At 53.6% G+C, this 19,695-nt stretch carries 18 protein-coding genes and 1 tRNA gene; 7 read left to right on the forward strand and 12 right to left on the reverse strand.

The genetic code is table 11. From position 1 onward, the window contains the following. Window positions 1-152: 152 nt before the first annotated feature. The 4 genes from PsWM33_RS23045 to paaG are packed head-to-tail and all read right to left on the reverse strand — an operon-like array spanning window position 153 to window position 3,373. Window positions 153-764: a TetR/AcrR family transcriptional regulator gene (locus PsWM33_RS23045; protein ID WP_063301759.1), complete on the reverse strand. Its 612-nt coding sequence runs from the start codon at window positions 762-764 to the stop codon at window positions 153-155. A gap of 14 nt (window positions 765-778) precedes the next feature. Beyond that, window positions 779-2,092, reverse strand: coding sequence for a phenylacetate--CoA ligase PaaK (gene paaK, locus PsWM33_RS23050; RefSeq protein ID WP_063301760.1), 1,314 nt, complete (start codon window positions 2,090-2,092; stop codon window positions 779-781). 34 nt (window positions 2,093-2,126) lie between these two features. Next, window positions 2,127-2,558, reverse strand: coding sequence for a hydroxyphenylacetyl-CoA thioesterase PaaI (gene paaI / locus PsWM33_RS23055; protein ID WP_057465005.1), 432 nt, complete (start codon window positions 2,556-2,558; stop codon window positions 2,127-2,129). Continuing rightward, window positions 2,558-3,373 (reverse strand): 2-(1,2-epoxy-1,2-dihydrophenyl)acetyl-CoA isomerase PaaG, encoded by an 816-nt coding sequence (paaG, locus tag PsWM33_RS23060; RefSeq protein WP_208994715.1) that lies wholly within the window; start codon window positions 3,371-3,373, stop codon window positions 2,558-2,560. The genes paaI and paaG overlap by 1 nt, the downstream gene beginning before the upstream one ends. Window positions 3,374-3,740: 367 nt before the next feature. Here paaG and paaN point away from each other — a divergent pair, with 367 nt between their 5' ends. Next, complete coding sequence (paaN, locus tag PsWM33_RS23070) at window positions 3,741-5,405, forward strand: phenylacetic acid degradation protein PaaN (protein ID WP_063301761.1); 1,665 nt, start codon at window positions 3,741-3,743, stop codon at window positions 5,403-5,405. 74 nt (window positions 5,406-5,479) lie between these two features. Here paaN and iolG read toward each other — a convergent pair whose 3' ends face one another. From iolG to PsWM33_RS23100, 6 genes are all read right to left on the reverse strand, one after another. Further along, window positions 5,480-6,472: an inositol 2-dehydrogenase gene (gene iolG / locus PsWM33_RS23075; RefSeq protein WP_063301762.1), complete on the reverse strand. Its 993-nt coding sequence runs from the start codon at window positions 6,470-6,472 to the stop codon at window positions 5,480-5,482. A 132-nt stretch (window positions 6,473-6,604) separates the two neighbouring features. Beyond that, complete coding sequence (gene iolB, locus PsWM33_RS23080; protein WP_063301763.1) at window positions 6,605-7,429, reverse strand: 5-deoxy-glucuronate isomerase; 825 nt, start codon at window positions 7,427-7,429, stop codon at window positions 6,605-6,607. Further along, a complete protein-coding gene (gene iolE / locus PsWM33_RS23085) occupies window positions 7,426-8,334 on the reverse strand; it encodes a myo-inosose-2 dehydratase (protein WP_063301764.1) in 909 nt (302 codons plus the stop codon). The genes iolB and iolE overlap by 4 nt, the downstream gene beginning before the upstream one ends. Window positions 8,335-8,339: 5 nt before the next feature. After that, on the reverse strand, window positions 8,340-10,172 hold the full coding sequence (iolD, locus tag PsWM33_RS23090; RefSeq protein WP_063301765.1) for a 3D-(3,5/4)-trihydroxycyclohexane-1,2-dione acylhydrolase (decyclizing): 1,833 nt from the start codon (window positions 10,170-10,172) through the stop codon (window positions 8,340-8,342). Continuing rightward, window positions 10,169-12,082 (reverse strand): bifunctional 5-dehydro-2-deoxygluconokinase/5-dehydro-2-deoxyphosphogluconate aldolase, encoded by a 1,914-nt coding sequence (locus PsWM33_RS23095; RefSeq protein ID WP_063301781.1) that lies wholly within the window; start codon window positions 12,080-12,082, stop codon window positions 10,169-10,171. The genes iolD and PsWM33_RS23095 overlap by 4 nt, the downstream gene beginning before the upstream one ends. A gap of 169 nt (window positions 12,083-12,251) precedes the next feature. Then, window positions 12,252-13,103: a MurR/RpiR family transcriptional regulator gene (locus PsWM33_RS23100; protein ID WP_063295691.1), complete on the reverse strand. Its 852-nt coding sequence runs from the start codon at window positions 13,101-13,103 to the stop codon at window positions 12,252-12,254. Window positions 13,104-13,446: 343 nt separating this feature from the next. On the opposite strand from PsWM33_RS23100, the gene PsWM33_RS23105 reads away from it, so the two are divergent. The 6 genes from PsWM33_RS23105 to PsWM33_RS23130 all read left to right on the forward strand — a co-directional run bounded on the left by PsWM33_RS23105 (window position 13,447) and on the right by PsWM33_RS23130 (window position 18,725). Beyond that, window positions 13,447-14,373, forward strand: a complete 927-nt coding sequence (locus PsWM33_RS23105; protein WP_063295692.1) for a sugar ABC transporter substrate-binding protein — start codon at window positions 13,447-13,449, stop codon at window positions 14,371-14,373. A 64-nt stretch (window positions 14,374-14,437) separates the two neighbouring features. Continuing rightward, on the forward strand, window positions 14,438-15,544 hold the full coding sequence (locus tag PsWM33_RS23110) for an ABC transporter permease (RefSeq protein WP_063295693.1): 1,107 nt from the start codon (window positions 14,438-14,440) through the stop codon (window positions 15,542-15,544). A 2-nt stretch (window positions 15,545-15,546) separates the two neighbouring features. After that, window positions 15,547-16,326, forward strand: coding sequence for an ATP-binding cassette domain-containing protein (locus PsWM33_RS23115; protein ID WP_063292129.1), 780 nt, complete (start codon window positions 15,547-15,549; stop codon window positions 16,324-16,326). A 184-nt stretch (window positions 16,327-16,510) separates the two neighbouring features. Next, complete coding sequence (locus tag PsWM33_RS23120; RefSeq protein ID WP_063301766.1) at window positions 16,511-17,623, forward strand: Gfo/Idh/MocA family protein; 1,113 nt, start codon at window positions 16,511-16,513, stop codon at window positions 17,621-17,623. Window positions 17,624-17,826: 203 nt separating this feature from the next. Next, window positions 17,827-17,902: transfer RNA gene (locus PsWM33_RS23125), tRNA-Phe, on the forward strand. A gap of 310 nt (window positions 17,903-18,212) precedes the next feature. Then, a complete protein-coding gene (locus tag PsWM33_RS23130) occupies window positions 18,213-18,725 on the forward strand; it encodes a hypothetical protein (protein ID WP_063301767.1) in 513 nt (170 codons plus the stop codon). A gap of 15 nt (window positions 18,726-18,740) precedes the next feature. Here PsWM33_RS23130 and PsWM33_RS23135 read toward each other — a convergent pair whose 3' ends face one another. Continuing rightward, a complete protein-coding gene (locus PsWM33_RS23135) occupies window positions 18,741-19,529 on the reverse strand; it encodes a DNA adenine methylase (RefSeq protein WP_063301768.1) in 789 nt (262 codons plus the stop codon). Further along, window positions 19,526-19,678 (reverse strand): Com family DNA-binding transcriptional regulator, encoded by a 153-nt coding sequence (locus PsWM33_RS28895; protein ID WP_153039999.1) that lies wholly within the window; start codon window positions 19,676-19,678, stop codon window positions 19,526-19,528. Before PsWM33_RS28895 ends, PsWM33_RS23135 begins: the two co-directional genes overlap by 4 nt. Window positions 19,679-19,695: the final 17 nt, after the last annotated feature.

A 19,695-nucleotide genomic window follows, 5' to 3' on the forward strand; every position in this document is an offset into this window, starting at 1 on the left:
TGGGAAAAAGGCAGGCATCGCACACCGCAAAGCCTGCCTGTCATTTAGCAAAACCCACTGCCTCAATTGGAGATCCCCACAGCGCGGTGAAGGTACTGCGCCTCGGAGAGCTGGCGACTGAGAAATCCAGCGATATCGGGAGCAGGCGAGGCTTAGCTCGCCACCGTACCTTGTATGGACTGCGAGCCGTTCAGCAACAACTGCACCACCAGATCCGCGTAACCTTCGCGGGTCAGGTCGCCGCCCGGTTTAAACCACAGATAAGACCAGTTGAGCATGCCAAACAGGCTCATGGTGACGGGCTTGATCAGCGCACTGCCATCGCCAAACTGCGGGTTTGTGGCCGCAACCGCCTTGGCAAAGATGGCAACCAGTTTGCGCTCCAGCTCAATGATGTCCTGCTTCTTCTCTGTTGGAAGAAAGGACAGCTCGTTGATCTGCAGCTTATGCTCAGAATCTGCGTCCTCATAAGCCAGCAGTAAAGCACGGCACAGGCCGCGCAGACGCTCCAGTGGGTCTTGTTCTGCCTGAGCAACACTTTCCACCGCATCAACCAGCTCTTCAAGGTGAGCGCTGATGATGTCGATCAGCAGCGTCTCCTTGTTCTCGTAGTAGTGATAGAGCAAAGCCTTGGAGAACCCACAGATCTTGGCGAGCTGCGCCATCGAGGTTTTGTCATAGCCTTGCTGCGCAAAGGCGCGCGCCGATAACTTTAAGATGGATTTGCGTTTGTCGTCATAATCCGCTGCTCTGGTGCGCGCCATGCTTTTTAATTCCGTTAATCTTCTTTAGGCCGCAGGTCGATAACCCGCGTGGCCTTGCCTTGGCTTCGTTCTATGGAATTTGGCAGGCCCACGTCTACCCCAACCGAAATTCCGATGTTGTTTTTCACATGAACCGCCAGTTCCCTGGCGCTTGCCAAACGATCAGCGTCAGACGTTGCATGTGCAGCGGCTTCCACGTTGACGGTCAGCTGGTCCATGCGTCCCTTGCGGGCAATCTGGATCTGGTAGTGAGGGGAGAGCCCGTCACAGCGCAGCATCTGTTCTTCAATCTGGGTCGGGAACACATTCACACCGCGTACGATCATCATGTCGTCAGACCGACCGGTGATCTTCTCCATGCGCCGCATCTTGCGGGCCGTGCCCGGCATCAAGCGGGTCAGGTCGCGGGTGCGATAGCGGATGATCGGCAGGCCTTCCTTGGTCAGCGTGGTAAACACCAGCTCACCTTCTGATCCATCCGGCAGAACCTCACCAGTTACCGGATCAATGATCTCCGGATAGAAGTGATCCTCCCAGATGTGTAGGCCATCCTTGGTCTCAACGCACTCCTGCGCCACACCCGGACCCATAACCTCTGAAAGTCCATAGATATCAACCGCATGCATGTCGAAGGCTTGCTCGATTTCCTCACGCATGGAGTTGGTCCACGGCTCAGCTCCAAAGATGCCGATCTTGATGGAGCTCTTGCGCGGATCAAGGCCTTCTTTGCGATACTCATCCAGAATGGAGAGCATGTAAGACGGGGTGACCATGATGATCTCAGGCTTGAAATCCTCAATCAGCCGCACCTGCCGCTCTGTCATGCCGCCAGACATTGGAATGACAGTACAGCCAAGCGCTTCCGCCCCGTAGTGCGCGCCTAAACCGCCTGTAAACAGCCCATAACCATAAGCGATGTGCACTTTGTCACCCGGCTTACCACCTGCTGCACGAATGGAACGCGCAACCACACCAGCCCAGGTTTCAATGTCTTTCTTGGTGTAGCCAACAACGGTTGGTTTGCCAGTGGTGCCAGAAGATGCATGTATACGGCAGATATCCTCTTCCGGAACAGCAAACATCCCAAACGGATAATTGTCGCGCAAATCCTGCTTGGTGGTGAATGGAAACTTCGCCAGATCAGCAAGGCTTTGCAGATCATCAGGATGCACGCCAGCTGTATCAAAACTGTCTTTATAGAACTTTACGTTCTCATAGGCGTGCCGCACTGACCAGCGCATGCGCTCCAGTTGCAGCGCTGCCAGGTCTTCCCGTCCTGCCGTTTCAATAGGCTCCAGATCGGGCCTGCGTTCTTCAACCTCCAACATTTTCTCCTCCTCAAATGCTGGTCATCCATAAAAACTAGGTGCTTAACTCGATATGCGTCCCTTTGATGGTCCTCGAGTTTCCGCGAAATTCTGCAATATGCGCGCCGTCCTGATTGCGCACATGAATGTCGTAAATGCCGGATCGGCCTTGCACGGTAAGTTCCTCGGCAGTTGCCGTTAAAACATCATCTTCAAAAGCAGGGGCGAGATACGTGATGGAACACTGAAAGGCGACAACACGCTGGTTATGGCTGTTGCAGGCAAACGCAAAGGCGCTGTCTGCAAGGGTAAAAATGTACCCGCCATGACAGGTCTTATGCCCGTTGGTCATGCGCTCCATCACCTTCATGGAAATCACGGCCCGTCCGGGTGCAATCTCGTCCAGCGTCATTCCAAGCGCTTGTGTCGCCTCGTCTTCGTCCCACATGGAGGCCGCAACGGCCTCCGCTAATTCCTGCTTGTTCATCAGCGCTTGCCTGAATACTTTGGCGCCCGCTTATCCATGAAGGCCGTCACGCCCTCCAGATAATCCGGTGTCCGTCCGGCTTCGCCCTGGTAATCCCGCTCCAGATCAAGCTGTTCATCCAGTGTGTTGCCTTCTGAGGCATTCAGCGCTTGCTTGATCAGGCCAAGGCCGATGGTTGGCCCAACAGAAAACTCCTGCACCATGGCAGCGGCTTCTTCCAGAAAGGTCTCGGCAGAAGAACACTTCCAGATCATGCCCCATTCCGCAGCCTGTGCAGCGGTGATCGGTGTGCCCAGCATGGCGAGGCCACGTGCACGTGCTGAGCCCACAAGGCGTGGCAGGAAGTAGGTGCCACCAGAATCCGGCACCAGCCCGATTTTAGCAAACGCCTGAATAAACTTGGCTTTCTCAGAGGCAATCACGATGTCACAGGCCATGGCAATGTTGGCGCCAGCACCAGCTGCCACACCATTGACCGCACACACGATCGGTATGTTGATCGACTTCAGCTTGCGGATGAGAGGATTATAAAAATCACCGATGGTCTGGGTTAGGTCCGGTGGAGGGGAGTCTGGTGTCGGCTTCACGCGGTCACCAAGATCCTGACCAGCGCAGAAGCCTTTGCCTGCAGCCGTCAGCAAAATGGCGCGGCAGTTGTCATCTGCGTCCGCAGCTTCCAGCGCCGCATAGAGCGCGCGGTGCATCTCGTCGTTGAACGAGTTCAGCTTGTCAGGGCGGTTCAGCGTAATCACGTGGTAGGTGTCTTTCACATCCACCAAAATACTCTGCTCGGAAATGACTGTGGTCTCGCTCATGGTCTCTCCCTCCAAATAGATCAATCATCACTCACCAGTGAACCACCAATTTGCTCCCAATGAACTTCCAAATTCATGAGGAGAGCCCTCTGGAAAACCTAATCATTTCGTAGACTGGTCGATGGTTCTGGCACTTTTTGCTTGAAATGACTGACCGGTCGGTAAATTATTGTCTGGAAGTGAAACCGCTGTCAATTGGAATTCAGAGCGTATTCGCCAAAAGTGGAATCCGGTTTTGGGAAGAGAATACGCAGGAAACAAGAGACCTTAAAGTGTTCGCGCGATCTGGAGTAATTGCGGAGCGCTTTAAGGTCACACATTGGTCGAAGAAGCACTGCGGTAGGCGCAGGTTTTTCGAGGAGGAACAATGAGTAACTTTTTTGAAACGCATAAAGACACGCTCTTTCAAGCAGTAAAGACAAGTAAATCAAGGGACTACTGGTCTGCTTATCCTGAGATCGCATCCGGTAAGATCTATGGTGAAACAGCAAAAGACGATCAGCTTGCAGAATTTGAGGGAATTCTCGGCAAGCCATTCGCACTGGGGCAGCTTACCAACGGCAACTGGACAGGCGCAGAATCGTCTCCCTACGGCAAAGAGCTGGGCGTCACCTATGAAGATGCTGATCCCGCAGAGCTGGTCAAAGCAGCCTCAGAAGCAGGCAAGAGCTGGGCGAAGGCCACCGTTGAAGAGCGCGTTGGCGTTGCGCTGGAAATGCTGGCTCGCATCAACAAAAAGTCTTTCCTCATCGCTAACGCGGTGATGCACACTTCCGGTCAGGCCTTCATGATGGCGTTTCAGGCAGGTGGCCCACACGCGCAGGACAGAGGACTGGAAGCCGTCGCTTATGCCTATGACGCGATGACCCAGACACCAACCGAGGTGACCTGGACCAAGCCGCAGGGCAAGCATGATCCGATTGTGCTGGATAAGAAATTCCGTGTTGTGCCACGCGGTGTTGCGCTGGTCATCGGCTGTGCAACCTTCCCAACCTGGAACACCTATCCGGGCATGTTCGCAAGCTTCGTCACTGGCAATCCGGTCATCATCAAACCGCACCCAATGGCGATCCTGCCAATGGCTATCTCCATTCAGATTGGCCGTGAGGTGCTCAAAGAGGCTGGCTTTGATCCAAACGTACTGATGCTGGCTGCGGATACCGCAGAGGCGCCAAAAACCAAGGAACTGGTGACCAATGATGCCGTGAAGATCATCGACTTCACCGGCTCCAATGCCTTTGGTGCATGGGTCCGTGAAAATGCAGGTGATGCATTGGTTTACACCGAGGAAGCAGGCGTCAACGCGATCACCATTGAATCGACAGACAACCTGCGCGGCATGGCCAGCAACATCGCGTTTTCCTTGTCGCTTTATTCCGGTCAAATGTGCACCACTCCGCAGAACATCTTCGTTCCCCGTGACGGCATTGAAACCAACGACGGCAAGAAGAGCTTTGAGGAAGTGGCGCAAGCCATCAAGATCTCACTGGACAAGCTCCTCGGCGATCCGGCTCGTGCCGCTGCCATCCTCGGCGCCGTGCAGAACCCGTCCACACTGGAGCGCATTTTTGCGGCCGGAAAACTGGGCAAAGTGATCCGCTCTTCTGAGCCAGTGGAAGGCATGAACGGCGCTCGCTCTGCAACGCCAACTGTTGTAGCTGTCGATTCCAAAGAGGAAGAAGCCTACATGCAGGAGCGCTTCGGCCCGATCTCCTTCATCATTGCCTGTGATGACATTGACGATGCCATCGCCCGCGCAGCAGGCTCAGCCAAGAGCCACGGTGCCATCACGGCAGCGCTGTACTCAACCAACGAAGATGTGATCGACAAAGCCACCGATGCCTACGCATGGGCAGGCGCACCGCTTTCTGTGAACCTGACTGGCAACATCTACGTGAACCAGTCAGCAGCGTACTCTGACTTCCACGTCACTGGCGCCAACCCGGCCGGCAACGCCAGCCTCACAGACGGCGCCTACGTCGCCAACCGCTTCCGCATCGCCACCGTCCGCCGTCAGGCAGCCATGGCGTAAAGCGAAGGCTTTAGACCAATAAAAAAGGGCCGGTGCAATGCATCGGCCCTTTTCATATTCAGTTTTAAAGCAGCTTAAGCGTTTGCCAGATCGCGTGCTTTGGCAACTTCAGCAGTTGCAGCTTCAGCAAGTTCGAGAGCCTTCAAGCCATCAAAGCCGTTTGGAGAGATCTCGGAACCGCTGGTCAAGGCGTCAACGAAGGCCGCCAGCTCAATGCGGTAGGCCGCTTCATAACGCTCCATGAAGAAGTCCATGAGTGGCTCAGCGGTGTAGCCGTCACCATTTGCAACGGTCACAGTGGTGGTGCGCATGTTTTCTGCAGACACCATGCCCTTGGAACCATGCACTTCCACGCGCTGGTCGTAGCCGTAAGTGGCGCGGCGGGAGTTGGTGATGGTGCAGATCTTGCCGCTTGCAGTCTTCAGCGTTGCAGTTGCCGTGTCCACATCACCAGCAGCACCGATCTCTTCAGATACGATTGCGCTGCCCATAGCGTTCACTTCAACAACTTCTTCGCCAAGCAGGAAGCGAGCCATGTCAAAGTCATGGATCATCATGTCTTTGAATAGACCGCCAGAACGCTTCACGTAATCGACTGGTGGTGGGGAAGGGTCACGAGAGGTGATCTGAACCATCTCAACGTCACCAATCACTCCAGCTTCAATCTGGCGCTTCACTTCAGCGAAGTTCGGGTCAAAACGACGGTTGAAGCCAACCATCAGCTTGGCACCGGTCTCCTCAACAACCTTGAGGCATTCGCGCACACGGTCACCGTCCAGATGGATTGGCTTTTCGCAGAAGATTGCCTTACCAGCACGCGCAGCCTGCTCAATCTGCTCAGCGTGCAGATCAGTTGGGGTCGCGATGATCACAGCATCAATAGCCGGATCATTCATGATGGCGTCAAGGCCGTCAACGCGTGCACCTGTCTGAGCTGCAATTTCCTTCGCAGCATCTTCAAACGGGTCGAACACAGCAGCCAGCTTGGCATTTTCAAGCTGGCTTACAGCTTTTGCGTGGGTCTTGCCAATACGGCCAGCTCCCAACAGGCCAATTGAAACAGTCATAGCTTATCTTTCACAACAGCGTTTATATCGCGCATTTCCAACGAATGCCTGGTGGTTTCCGCAGAATCTACGCGCTTATTAAACGCGTGCTCCCAAGGACATATCAGTGGGAACACGCGGATATCAGGTGCCTTAGGCGTCCGCAGGTTTTGCGTCGCGCTGTGCAATCCAGTCGTGGTCAGGGTGGTTCTGGAAGCGCCATTTACGCATCGGGCCAGCCATCACATTCAGGTAGTACATTTCGTAGCCATACGGAGAGCCGCAAGGGTGGTGCCCTTTTGGAACAAGCACAACATCCCCGCTGGACATGGCAATCGCCTCATCCAGCTCACCATCTTCAGTGAACACACGCTGGAAGCCGAAACCTTGATCCGGGTTGAGACGGTGGTAGTACGTCTCTTCCAGATAGGTCATTTCCGGGAAGTTATCTTCATCATGACGATGCGGAGGATAAGATGACCAGTTGCCCTGAGGGGTGTAAACCTCAGTCACCAGCAGGCTCTCAGCAAAGTCCTGGTCTTCCATGGCAATCGGGTGAATGTAGCGGGTGTTGGCACCAACGCCGCGCTCAACGCTAGGGATGTCATCCGGGCCAATCACGCGGGCAGGGTAGCTGCCGTCTTTTGCAGGGGCAGTACACACGGCCAGTGTCAGCTTGGTAACAGCAGTTGCGCTCCACTCAGCTCCGGCAGGAACGTACACACACCATGGCTTGATGCGCTCAAACACGTTCTTACGCTCACCGAGCACACCAAAGTCCTGACCATCAGAAGTGATGGAGGCTTTGCCTTCCACGATAACCAGAATGGCTTCTTTGCCCTTCATCAGCTCCTTGGCGTTTGCGCCCGGTTCCAGATGATAAAGGCCAAAACCAACGTAGCCCCAACCGGCAGTTTCAGGCGTGATGTCATGCACCTTGCCCTCTGTACCATTGGGTTTTACGAGAAGCTTGCTCATGCGACTACCTTCTTATCAAGACCAGCGCTGATAGCCATCTCACGCAGTGCTTTCAGGCCCATGCTCTGGTATGTGAACGGATTGCGCTGATCAGGGTCCTGCTCTGCTTCAATCACCAGCCAGCCTTCATAGCCATGCTCGGCTGCAACCTTCAGCACAGGTTCAAAATCAACGCCGCCTTCTTTATCGCCAGGAACGGTGAACACACCGCGGCGGACGCCTTCCAGGAAGCTCAGGCGCTCGCCTTCAACCTGTGCACGGACAGTCGGGCGAACGTTCTTCGCATGCAAATGACGCACACGCGCCATATGCTTCTTGGCAACTTCTACCGGATCTGCACCACCAAACCATGCATGGCCAGTGTCCAGCAGCAGGTAGGTGTTCGGTCCGGTCACGTCCATAAAGCGATCAATCTCTTCACCGCTCTGTACCACAGTACCCATGTGGTGATGGTAAACGAGCGAGATGCCCTGCTGCGCGCAGTAAGCAGCAACTGCTTCAACATCAGCGCCAAACTTTGCCCACTGGTCGTCAGCCAGCACAGGCTTGTCTGCCAGCGGGGTATCATCAGCGCCGTGGATCGCGTTGGAGGTCTCACAGGTGATGCAAACCTTGCAGCCCATGGCTTTGAGCAGATCGAGGTGCGGCTGGATCGCCTTCTTTTCCTCTTCAACGCTGTGAGCCAACAGGTTCAAGGAATGCCAGCCGGAAACAAAGGCAAGACCATGCGGGTCGAGCGCAACTTTCAAAGCAGCTGGCTCGGTTGGCATCTTGTGGCCCTTTTCAATGCCGTCAAAGCCGATTTCGCCAGCCTCGCTCAGGCACTGTTCCAGAGAAATGTGCGCACCAAGAGTACGGTCGTCGTCATTGCTCCACGCAATTGGGTTGGTTCCGTAACGGATCATTGGCCTTAGTCCCCCAAACGCTGATTGGTCAGCGCATGCTCATAGCCCTTGCGAGCTTCATTAACTTCTTTTCTTTTTGATACTTCTGGCACGGCAACATCCCACCAGTGGCCACCTTCCGGCATGGTTGACAGCGGATCAGTGTCGATCACAATGCAGTAGGACTTGGTGCTGGCTTTTGCCCGCTCCAGAGCTTCACTCAGCTCTTCGATGCTTTTCACGTGCTCAGAGGTTGCCCCCATTGCACCCGCATGTGCAGCAAAATCAATGTTGGATGGCTCAACGTGATAGGCGTCATCCAGCAGGTTGTTGAAGTTGTCACCACCGGTTGCCATCTGCAAACGGTTGATGCAGCCGTAGCCGCGGTTGTCCAGCAGAACCAGAATGATCTTGTGACCCAGCATGACGGAGGTCGCCAGCTCGGAGTTCATCATCATGTAGCTGCCGTCGCCAACCATGACGACCACTTCGTTCTCCGGCTTGGCCATCTTCACGCCAAGACCACCTGCAATCTCATAGCCCATGCAGGAGAAGCCGTATTCCAGATGGTAACCACCCGGCTTATCGGTCTTCCAGAGCTTGTGCAGCTCGCCCGGCAGGCCACCAGCCGCACACACAACAGTGGTGTCTGCGTTGGAGGCACGCTGAACAGCGCCAATCACCTGCGCATCAGTTGGCAGCTCATTGCCGCCCTCAGGGGCAGCTGTTGCATTCTCAACCGCAGAGAGCCAGGTCGCAAGGTGAGACGCTGTCTCGGTCTCGGCCTTCCAGCTGCCTAGGTTTTGGCTGAGAGCCTGCAGGCCAACACGCGCATCACACACCAGCGGAAGTGCATTGTGCTTGCCAGTGTCATAAGAAGCAGCATTCAGCTGCAAAATACGGCGATCCGGGTTCTTAAACAGTGCCCAGGACCCTGTCGTGAAGTCCTGCAAGCGTGTGCCAACTGCAATGATCAGATCAGCATCTTCAGCAACAGCGTTCGCAGCAGAAGAGCCGGTCACACCAACACTGCCCAGATTCAGCTCATGATCCCATCGCAGAGCGGACTTGCCAGCCTGCGTTTCAGCAACGGGTACGTTGTGTGTCTCAGCAAAGCTCTTCAGGTCATCCGTTGCCAGAGAGTAGTGCACACCACCACCAGCAATGATCATCGGCTTTTTCGCAGCGCGGATTGCAGCAACCGCAGTTTCCAGCTCAGCTGCATCAGGTGCAGGGCGGCGGAAGTGCAAGGTGCGCTCTTCAAAGAAGCTCACAGGCCAGTCATAAGCTTCAGCCTGCACGTCCTGACACATGGCCAGTGTAACAGGACCACACTCGACCGGATCAGTCATAACCGCCATGGCGCGTGGCAGAGCTGTCAAAAGCTGCTCAGGGCGCTGGATACGGTCATAGTAACGGCTTACAGGGCGGAAACAGTCATTCGCACTGACAGTGCCATCCTGAAAGTCTTCAATCTGCTGAAGCACTGGATCCGGTGCACGGTTTGCAAACACATCACCTGGCAGCAGCAGAACCGGCAGGCGGTTCACGTGAGCCAGCGCAGCAGCAGTCACCATGTTGGTCGCGCCTGGACCAATGGAGGTCGTCACAGCCATCGCACGGCGACGGTTGGATGCTTTGGCATAGGAAATAGCCGCATGGGCCATACCTTGCTCGTTGTGACCGCGGTAGGTCGGCAGCGTGTCCTGAGCGTGATAAAGCGCTTCACCAAGACCCGCAACGTTGCCGTGACCGAAAATAGCCCAGACCCCAGCAATAAAGCTGTCTCCCTCAGGCGTCTTCTGGGCTGCTAGATAGCGAACCAGAGCCTGCGCGGCTGTTAATCTGATCGTGCTCATGCAACTTCTTTCTTATCCATTCGGGCCTGCTCCCAGACAGATCCGAGGCCTTCAAATTTTGCAGCCATGTTAGCGATGGCTTCTTCGTCAGAGATGTTTCCGCCAAGCCACTTCTGAGCAGCCTCAGCAAAAATAGTGCGGCCCACAGCAAAACCTTTCACAAGGTCATACTTGCTTGCAACCTCAAAGCTCGCAGCGAGCTCTTCAGCTGGTGCATCAAGGCCAAGAACAACAATACCGCGGCACCAAGGATCATTCGACTTGATCGCATCACAAGCTTTCTGCCAGCCTGCGTCAGTCTTCAATGGCTCCAGCTTCCACCAGTCAGGGTAGACACCCAGATCATAGAAGCGCTGAATGATGGTCGCGGTGGTATCATCATCAACCGGTCCAACCTTGGACGGGATGACTTCCAGCAAAAATTCCAGATTATTTTCACGGCATGCATGCGCAAGGCGTAAAATGGTCTCTTCCTGACGGGCCTTCATCTCAGCGCTGTCATCCGGATGGTAGAAGCACAGCACCTTGACCACATGCTCAACCGGCCATTCCGCCAGCTGCGAACCAAGGTCTGGGCCGATCTCCAGCTCCAGTGGGCGAGATCCCGGCAGTTCAACCGGACGGCCAATCCAAAGACCGGAACCCGTTGCTTTGAACAGAGCTTCCTCACCAAGACGGCCATCACACAAAATACCGTAGTCGTCACCACCAGCACGAACCTGCTGAGCAGCTTTGAGGCAAAGCTCTTTAAACTCAGGGATCTTGTCTTCGGATGCGCCAACTTTGGCGGCCATGTCTTCCAGCTGAGAGCGATGGTCGAAGGCAAACACCTTCATGTTGGACCATTCGCCCTTGCGGTTGGTAGACCAGTGGATCTGCTCCAGCTTCTTGTCTTTGCGCAGAGCATGCTCGGAGGAACCGTTATCAAGGAACCACTGCAGCTCTTCCCAGCTTGGGTAAGCAGGCGCACAGCCATGGCGAGAGACGGCAAACGCACCACATGCATTTGCATAGGTGAGGGTGGTTTCCCAGGTTTCATCCTTCAGCCAGCCGCGCAGCAGGCCAGACATAAAGCCATCGCCCGCACCAAGCACGTTGAACACTTCAATCGGGAAGCCCGGACCGGACTTGCCATCATCAAGGCTCGCGCCAATCGTATCTTCAAACACCACAGCGCCCATCGGGCCACGCTTGCAAACAAGAGCAGCCTTACTGACCTTGCGCACGGCATTCAGGGCTTCAAGCGTGTTGGTGGAACCGCCTGCGATATGGAACTCTTCTTCCGTACCCACAATCAGATCAAACAGGTGCAGGTGCTTTTGCAGCTCAGCAGTCACTTTCTCAGAAGCGATGAAACGCTCTTCACCATCACCATGGCCCGCAAGACCCCAAAGGTTGGGGCGGTAGTCAATGTCCAGAGCCGTACGGGAGCCGTTCTCTTTCGCAAGACGCAGCGCTTTTAAAACAGCAGCTTCTGTGCGTGGGTGCGAAAGGTGTGTGCCTGTTACAGTCACACAGCCGGATTGAGCAATAAACTCAGGATCAATATCATCTTCGCACAGCGCCATGTCAGCACAGTTTTCGCGATAGAAAATCAGCGGAAACTGCTCTTTGTCGCGAATGCCAAGAATAACAAGGGCGGTCAGGCGGTCCTTGTCAGTAACAAGACCATCAACGCAAACGCCTTCTTTAACCAGCTGCTCGCGGATGAAACGGCCCATGTGCTCATCCCCTACGCGGGAGATAAGGGCAGATTTCAGCCCAAGACGGGCTGTTCCGACTGACATATTGGTTGGTGAGCCGCCGACATACTTATTAAATGAAGACATGTCTTCCAGTCGGCTGCCAACCTGCGTTCCATACAGGTCGACCGATGACCGGCCGATTGTGATGACATCAAGTGATTTCAACGGATTCTCCCAATCAGGTACTAGCATTTCCTGAAAGATTACATATTCCAAAAATAATCACAAGTGGAATATCTGTTCAAAATAGAATGGGCTTTGTTCCAAAATTTTAAACAGGCTCCTTTCCAATTTCAGTCCTTTGCCGGCTTCCCATTGATTCCTTAGAGGTACTCTAGGAGAGGGACGTCCACTTTCGCGCATCGCCAACGGCAACAGCGATAGAAGTCGCAAGACACATGGTTGTAGAGAGTGATCTGAACGCGCCGTGCTCAGCCTCATTAACCTCCAGAACGGTTGAAGAAACGCGGGCAATTGGAGACAGAACGCTGTCGGTCAGGGATATAACAGAGACGCCTCGACCAAAGGCCTTGCTTGCAAACTCAACCACCTCAGGAGAGTAGGGGCTGAAGGTCGCCACAAACAAAGCATCGTTCTCATTGATGAACTGAACACGCTCCTCCAGAATGCCACCTGTGTATTCCAGAAGGTTCGTTCTCACGCCCATCTTGCCCAATGTATAGTGTAGGTAGCTGACGACCGGATATGCACGCCGCAGGCCTAATAAGTGTATGTTTTCTGCAGCTGACAGCGCTTCAATGGAGCGCTCAAGAGCGACTGTGTCGACCTGGCGCAGAAGATCATCAAGCGACTGTTTGGAGCGTTCTACAAAGTTGCCAAGAATGCCGCCAGGAGTGTTTGTTCCACTCTCGCGGATCTTCGTCAGGCGCTCCGTATATTCAGAGTTGCGGCCAACCAGCTGCCCCTGAAAAATCTGCTGCATCTGCGAGAAACCGTCAAATCCCAACGTTTGGGCAAAGCGAACAAGAGTAGAAGGCTGCACGCCTGCAGCGCTGGCAATCTCAGCTGTGGTGCCAAGAGCGATTCTGTCCGGATTCGCCAAAGCATATCTTGCGCACTGCAAAAGGCGCTTGGGCATGCTGTCTGAAAGAGTACTTATTCGAGCTTTCAGGCTCTCGTAATCCGAGGGAATGTCTGGGCTAATTGCGTCTAAATTCTGTGTCATGAAAAAAATCTATTCCAAAACTTGAAAAACCGCAATGTACGTTCTATAAATTTGGAATGAATTTTCCGAATTGCTCAAATTTGGATGAATTCTACGATTGTAGGGCCGGTAACACGTGCTCTGTTCATCACCCTTTTAAAGTGCTGTTTCAGCACGGATTTGCCGCAATCAGGCTTGCGTTGATATAATTGGGGTGATGGGTGCTTTTGCCCGTGGGACGGCTGAGCACTACAATTCGTGCGGAAACGCATTCGAACTCCAGTGTTTGTGGACGAGATAAACACCGGACTTCTAGGGGAAACCCTGACTTAAAATTGGCATCCGCCAATCTTGGGAGGTTTATATGAAAAAGATTTTACGCGCGTTCGTAGCTGCTGCTGCGATCATGACTGCACCTGCTGTAATGGCTGCTGACATCATTGTTGTGAGCCATGGCCAGGCAAACGACCCATTCTGGTCTGTTGTTAAGAACGGTGTAGACAAAGCAGCGAAAGACAGCGGCGCTAACGTTTCCTACCGTGCTCCAGAAACTTTTGACATGGTGGCCATGAGCCAGCTGATTGATGCAGCAATCGTTCAGGAGCCGGACGGAATTGTTGTGTCCATTCCAGATGGTGACGCGCTCGGCCCATCCATTACCAAAGCAGTGGAAGCTGGCATCCCTGTCATCTCCATGAACTCCGGTAGTGATGTGTCCGCAAGCTTTGGTGCTTTGTTGCACGTAGGCCAGGACGAGTATGACGCCGGTAAAGCAGCAGGCAAAAAGCTTGCTGACATGGGCGGCAAAGTCGGCATCTGCGTCAACCAGGAAGTGGGCAACGTGTCCCTCGACCTGCGCTGTGACGGTTTTGCAGCTGGCTTTGGCGGCAACGTAACTGTTGTTCCAACAAATAACGATCCAGCTGAAGTTGAAGCGAAGATCAAGGCAACTCTGCAATCCAACGAAGACATCGACACCATCATGGGTCTTGGTGCGTCTCTCGTAGGTGAGCCTGCAGTGGCAGCTGTTGAAGCAGTTGGACGCACTGGTGAAGTAAATGTTGCAACCTTCGACATGTCCGCAGGCTTCCTGCAGTCAGTCGCTGATGGTAAAGCAGCATTTGCAATCGACCAGCAGCAGTTCCTTCAAGGCTACCTGCCTGTTATCTTCCTCGCTCTCAATGCAGAGTACGGACTTATCCCTGGTGGCAACGTTCCATCCGGTCCAAATCTGATCACCGCTGATAAAGCCGGCCAGGTTGTAGAGCTGTCCGCTCAAGGCATCCGTTAAGGAGCTTTGCTGTGGGAGGGGTGCACGCATCCCTCTCATTTCATGCAAAACTGAGGGAAATAAAATGTCCGATCTTGCTGTTGAGAGCGCGGACGAAAGAGTAAAAAACGTCTCGCTCATATCCCGGCTCATGAAGCGTCCTGAACTCGGCGCCATTGCTGGCCTTGCTCTCGTAACAATCTTTTTTCTTTTTACTGCTGACCCTAAGATGTTCACCCTCGCAGGGATCCTGAACTTCATGACGCCTGCTGCCCAACTTGGCATTCTGGCAATTGGGGCGGCACTTCTGATGATCGGCGGTGAGTTTGATCTCTCCGTTGGCTCTATGGTTGCGTTCACAGGCCTGATTTTCGGCGCGGCAATGGTCACCTTCGACCTGCCACTTTATGCAGCGATCATCGTCACCTTCATGGCGGCGGCTGCGATGGGGGCCATAAACGGACAAATCGTCATCCGTACGGGCTTACCGTCTTTCATTGTGACGCTTGCGTTCCTGTTTATCCTGCGCGGCCTGTCTCTGGTTGGCCTCAAAGCGGCAACCGGCGGCTCCACTCAGCTGCGCGGCATCCGTGCAGAGTTTGAAGGCAGCTGGCTTGCTGATTTCTTTAGCGGAGAAGCGTTCACACCGTTCTTCTACTGGCTGGCTGAAGCAGGTTGGGTCGACACCTTCAAATCCGGAAAGCCAAAGGTAGACGGCATTCCGGTCGATATTCTTTGGTTTGGCCTGCTGGCTCTTCTGGCGACCTGGGTTCTGCTTCGCTCCCCATTTGGCAGCTGGATCTTTGCAGCAGGTGGCGACAGCAACGCGGCAAGCAACTCCGGTGTACCAGTGCGCAAGGTCAAAATGTACCTGTTCATGTTCACCGCATGCTGTGCAGCTCTTGTTGCCATCCTGACTGTTATGGATGCAGGCTCAACGGACGCCCGCCGTGGCTTCCAAAAGGAGTTTGAGGCAATCATTGCAGCGGTGATCGGTGGCTGTTTGCTGACAGGCGGTTACGGCTCTGCAATTGGCGCCTTCTTCGGCTCCATCATCTTCGGAATGGTGCTGATCGGCCTCAGCTACACCAATATCGATCAGGACTGGTATCTGGTCTTCCTCGGTTCCATGCTGCTGATCGCGGTGTTGTTTAACAACATGATCCGCAAGCGCGTCACAGGGGAGCGCTGATCATGACGAAACCTATTGTTGAGATGAAGAACATCGAAAAGCATTTTGGCTCTGTCATTGCTTTGGCTGGTGTTTCGTTCTCCGTCATGCCCGGCGAAGTGCATTGTCTGCTTGGTGACAATGGTGCAGGTAAATCCACCTTCATCAAAACCATGTCTGGCGTGCACAAGCCAAGTAAGGGCGAGATCGTCGTGGATGGTCAAAAGCACGTCTTTGAAAGCCCACGTGATGCCATGAATGCAGGCATTGCAACGGTGCATCAGGACCTTGCGATGATCCCGCTCATGTCCATCACCCGCAACTTCTGGCTTGGTCGTGAGCCAGTCAAAAAGTTCGGCCCGATCTCTTATTTCGACCATAAGTACGCCAACGAAGTCACTATGGAAGAAATGTCTAAGATGGGCATTAATCTGCGCGAACCTGATCAGGCTGTGGGCACACTGTCTGGTGGGGAACGCCAGACCGTAGCAATCGCGCGCGCCGTGTATTTCGGAGCGAAGGTCCTCATCCTCGACGAGCCAACCTCTGCTCTTGGCGTACGCCAGACGTCAAACGTGCTCTCGACCATGGACAAGGTCCGCAAAAAGGGTGTTGGCGTCGTGTTCATTTCGCACAACGTGCGCCACGCCATGGCAGTGGGTGACCGCTTCACAGTGCTGAACAGGGGCAAAACCCTCGGCACTGCGAAGAAGGGTGAAATCACCGCTGAGGAACTACAAGATCTAATGGCTGGCGGGCAGGAGCTTGCCAGCTTGGAGGCATCATTGGGCGGCACTGTTTGATGTGTTTTCCCGAAAATCGCAGATCGGTTTTCGTGTCAGGCATACGCAACATTCAGGATGTTCAGTGAGACACTGAGGAGCGGCATTACCCGATCGTGCCGCTCCTTCATTTTATCAATGCCCCGTTCATAACGCGTTCTATTCCAATGAACTCTATTCTAGGGGCACTTCCAGGATTACTGAGATGGAAAAAATCGGCGTAGGTCTGATTGGAACCGGATACATGGGCAAATGTCATGCTCTGGCATGGAATGCTGTATCCGGTGTGTTTGGTGGTGAGCTGAAGCCAGAATTGGTGACGCTTGCTGAGGTGAATGAAGAGTTGGCAGCAGCACGTGCAAAAGACTTCGGCTTTGCCAAGTCAACGGGCAACTGGCGCGATATGCTGGCAGATCCTGATATTCACATTATCTCGATTACCACGCCGAATGAGTTCCACCCGGAAATGGCAATCGCAGCTCTGGAAGCTGGCAAGCACGTCTACTGCGAAAAGCCAATGGCTCCGTCCTACGCGGACGCGCAGAAGATGCTAGAAGCCTCCCGAAAGTCTGGCAAGAAAACCTTCCTAGGGTACAACTACATCCAAAATCCCATGATGCGCCGCATCCGTGACCTGTTGAATGCAGGCGAAATCGGAGAAGTGCTGCAAGTCCGTCTGGAAATGGACGAAGACTTCATGGCCAACCCGGATGATGAATGGGGCATCAAAAGCGGCGCAGCTTCCGGCTTTGGCGCACTGGATGACTTTGGCGTGCACACCATGTCTCTCCTCATGGCTCTGGACCTGCGCATCTCAAAAGTCATGTGCCACATGACCAAGCCATATGCGACCCGTAAGGACGCAGCAGGCAACGACAAAGCTGTTGAGACCTATGACGCAGCCACCGTGCTGTTTGAACTGGAAAACGGCGGCAACGGCACCCTCCAGCTCAACCGCTCTGCATGGGGCCGTAAAGGCCGTATTGCAGCGCAGATCTTCGGCTCAAAAGGGTCTATCGTTTATGATCAGGAACGCATGAACGAAATGCACGTCTACAAAGCTGAAGGTGACGTGGCAGGGCAGGGCTATACCACGGTTCTGGCAGGGCCAGCCCATGCACCATACGACCGCTTCATCCCGGCTCCGGGCCACGGTCTCGGCTTTAACGATCTGAAGATTATTGAAGTAAACGAGATCCTGAAAAGCCTCCAGGGCGAAGACAGTCACCTGATCGACTTCGAACGCGGTATCTTCATCGAAGGCCTCGTCCAGACCATGGCCAAATCTCACGAACAGGCCAGTTGGGTCACTGTCTAAGGTTTTTGAGAGTGAGAGAGAATTAAGGGCGCTTGAACGGCGCCCTTTTTTATGGCCTGACTTCTTTCGTGCAATACACTCTGCAAAAAAAAAGATTTAACCCCCTAAAAGCCTTTGGGAAAACTCATTGAGGTGCTGGACAGAAGAAATCTGGCACCCTATAAGACCCTCACCTCAGCGGGGCACACTGCCCAACGCGAAATGCCCGGATAGCTCAGTTGGTAGAGCAGCGGATTGAAAATCCGCGTGTCGGTGGTTCGAATCCGCCTCCGGGCACCACTTATCTTCTTGAAATTACTAGATAATAAAGTGAGCATTCGCTCAGCTTTCTTAAGGTTTGACACTTTTTCCGGCATGGTTTGACACTTTTGCTCTAACTGCTTACTGAACTGTGGCGCGGCGCGAGATTTTGCATTGATGGGCAAATTAACGTGCACAGAAGCCTCTCTTCATTCTCCTTAGAAATGAAGCGTTAGAAGAGAGACAAAATACTGTCTTCTAACACCTCTATTTGCGACCTATTTTACAACGAGAGAATCGCCTATTGGTTGTGCCGTCGTGTTTTAGTTATGGCAGCAAGGTTAGAGCGATGGATCTCGATTTTGACAATATCAGCACATTGATTAAGCATGCTGACAGCGGTGTCAAACTGGCAGGAAAGGCCGTTAACCTCACCAAGTCGATAAAGGACCTTTTGAGTTCTTCGAAGGCGGCGAGCAACCCGGAGCTTGAAGCTCTTGTCGTGGAACTTATGGGAGAGGTTACGGATACGAAGCTGGCGAATGTGGAGCTGAAGACGCAGCTGCTGGCGTTGAAGGAGGCTGCTATAGCAGCACAAACCAAGGCCAACGACTTTGCACGCTATGAGCTTTGGGAAACGCCAGCCGGTCAAACCGTGTATCGCCTTGAAGAACAGACCGACCATAAAGAGCCCATGCATTACTTGTGCCCAACATGTAAGGAAAAGGGCGTTAAAAGTATCCTTCAAGGGCATGAAGAATCCAAGCAGTGCACGAGCTGTGATGTTTGGTTTCGCTTTGAAAAAGCTAGGATTGTGACTGCGACGGGCCGTTCGGATAAATTGGATGGTTACCTCTTTTAGCACTTCAAACCTCCCTCAGTTACTGAAAATCAGCTCTTGAACTTTCTTCTGGCCACTGGTGTTTAGAGTGTACTTGAGGCTGACTTCTTCCACGTCAAAGCCTGCAAAGATCTCCCTGATCTGTGGTGTGTCATTGATGGAAAGCAGAAAGCGACCTTTGATGGTCTTGAGCTGGTCTGCCAGCTTTTGGAAATCATCCGCACCAAAGACATCCTTGCCGTAGTAATCCTCACAGGCCCAATATGGCGGGTCCAGATAGAACAACGTCTCGGTCCGGTCATATCGCTTGATACAATCAGCATAAGACAGACGTTCAATAATCACGCCTGACAAGCGTTCATGCACATCCTCCAGCAGCGGTGCCACTTTGCTCAAATCAAAGCGTGCACCGCGCAAAGACACTCCGAAAGTGCGTCCGTCAACCTTGCCACCGAAGGCCGTGCGTTGCAGGTAGAGAAAGCGGGCAGCACGCTCCAAGTCGGTAAGTGTCTCTGGTTCAGTTTTTGCCAAACGCTCAAACTCAGAGCGGCTTGTCAGCTGGAATTTGAGCACTTCGAGAAACTGCGGGTAGTGCCGCTGCAGTATCCGAAACAGTGTCACTACGTCCCCGGAAATGTCATTTATAACTTCACATTTAGGTTGTTCGGCACGACGAAAGAAGATCCCGCCCATGCCGACAAACGGCTCCACATAGGTTTGGTGAGCAATCGCGCTAATCCGGCTGGAGACGTGCTTGGCAAGTTGCATTTTCCCCCCGATATACGCAGCTACAGGTTTGGTTGACTTGATTGGGCTAAGCTTCATTCACTCTTGTTTTTCTTGGAGGGCTCATCCGGCCTCAGATCGTTGAAGGTGCCACAACGGCGGCACTTGATTTCTACGCGCCCCTGTAGGGCGTTTTCTTCTTTCTTGAGGAGGAGTGCCGAACAGCTCCGGCAATAGATAGACTCCATTTCTCGTCTCGCATAAG

This window comes from Pseudovibrio sp. WM33, assembly GCF_001623165.1.
Taxonomy (GTDB): Bacteria; Pseudomonadota; Alphaproteobacteria; order Rhizobiales; family Stappiaceae; genus Pseudovibrio.

Bases quoted from the DNA above. Each gene is read 5' to 3' on its own strand.
- PsWM33_RS23045 (WP_063301759.1), bottom strand. From the start codon at position 764: ATGGCGCGCACCAGAGCAGCGGATTATGACGACAAACGCAAATCCATC.
- paaK (WP_063301760.1), bottom strand. From the start codon at position 2,092: ATGTTGGAGGTTGAAGAACGCAGGCCCGATCTGGAGCCTATTGAAACG.
- paaI (WP_057465005.1), bottom strand. From the start codon at position 2,558: ATGAACAAGCAGGAATTAGCGGAGGCCGTTGCGGCCTCCATGTGGGAC.
- paaG (WP_208994715.1), bottom strand. From the start codon at position 3,373: ATGAGCGAGACCACAGTCATTTCCGAGCAGAGTATTTTGGTGGATGTG.
- paaN (WP_063301761.1), top strand. From the start codon at position 3,741: ATGAGTAACTTTTTTGAAACGCATAAAGACACGCTCTTTCAAGCAGTA.
- iolG (WP_063301762.1), bottom strand. From the start codon at position 6,472: ATGACTGTTTCAATTGGCCTGTTGGGAGCTGGCCGTATTGGCAAGACC.
- iolB (WP_063301763.1), bottom strand. From the start codon at position 7,429: ATGAGCAAGCTTCTCGTAAAACCCAATGGTACAGAGGGCAAGGTGCAT.
- iolE (WP_063301764.1), bottom strand. From the start codon at position 8,334: ATGATCCGTTACGGAACCAACCCAATTGCGTGGAGCAATGACGACGAC.
- iolD (WP_063301765.1), bottom strand. From the start codon at position 10,172: ATGAGCACGATCAGATTAACAGCCGCGCAGGCTCTGGTTCGCTATCTA.
- PsWM33_RS23100 (WP_063295691.1), bottom strand. From the start codon at position 13,103: ATGACACAGAATTTAGACGCAATTAGCCCAGACATTCCCTCGGATTAC.
- PsWM33_RS23105 (WP_063295692.1), top strand. From the start codon at position 13,447: ATGAAAAAGATTTTACGCGCGTTCGTAGCTGCTGCTGCGATCATGACT.
- PsWM33_RS23110 (WP_063295693.1), top strand. From the start codon at position 14,438: ATGTCCGATCTTGCTGTTGAGAGCGCGGACGAAAGAGTAAAAAACGTC.
- PsWM33_RS23115 (WP_063292129.1), top strand. From the start codon at position 15,547: ATGACGAAACCTATTGTTGAGATGAAGAACATCGAAAAGCATTTTGGC.
- PsWM33_RS23120 (WP_063301766.1), top strand. From the start codon at position 16,511: ATGGAAAAAATCGGCGTAGGTCTGATTGGAACCGGATACATGGGCAAA.
- PsWM33_RS23130 (WP_063301767.1), top strand. From the start codon at position 18,213: ATGGATCTCGATTTTGACAATATCAGCACATTGATTAAGCATGCTGAC.
- PsWM33_RS23135 (WP_063301768.1), bottom strand. From the start codon at position 19,529: ATGAAGCTTAGCCCAATCAAGTCAACCAAACCTGTAGCTGCGTATATC.
- PsWM33_RS28895 (WP_153039999.1), bottom strand. From the start codon at position 19,678: ATGGAGTCTATCTATTGCCGGAGCTGTTCGGCACTCCTCCTCAAGAAA.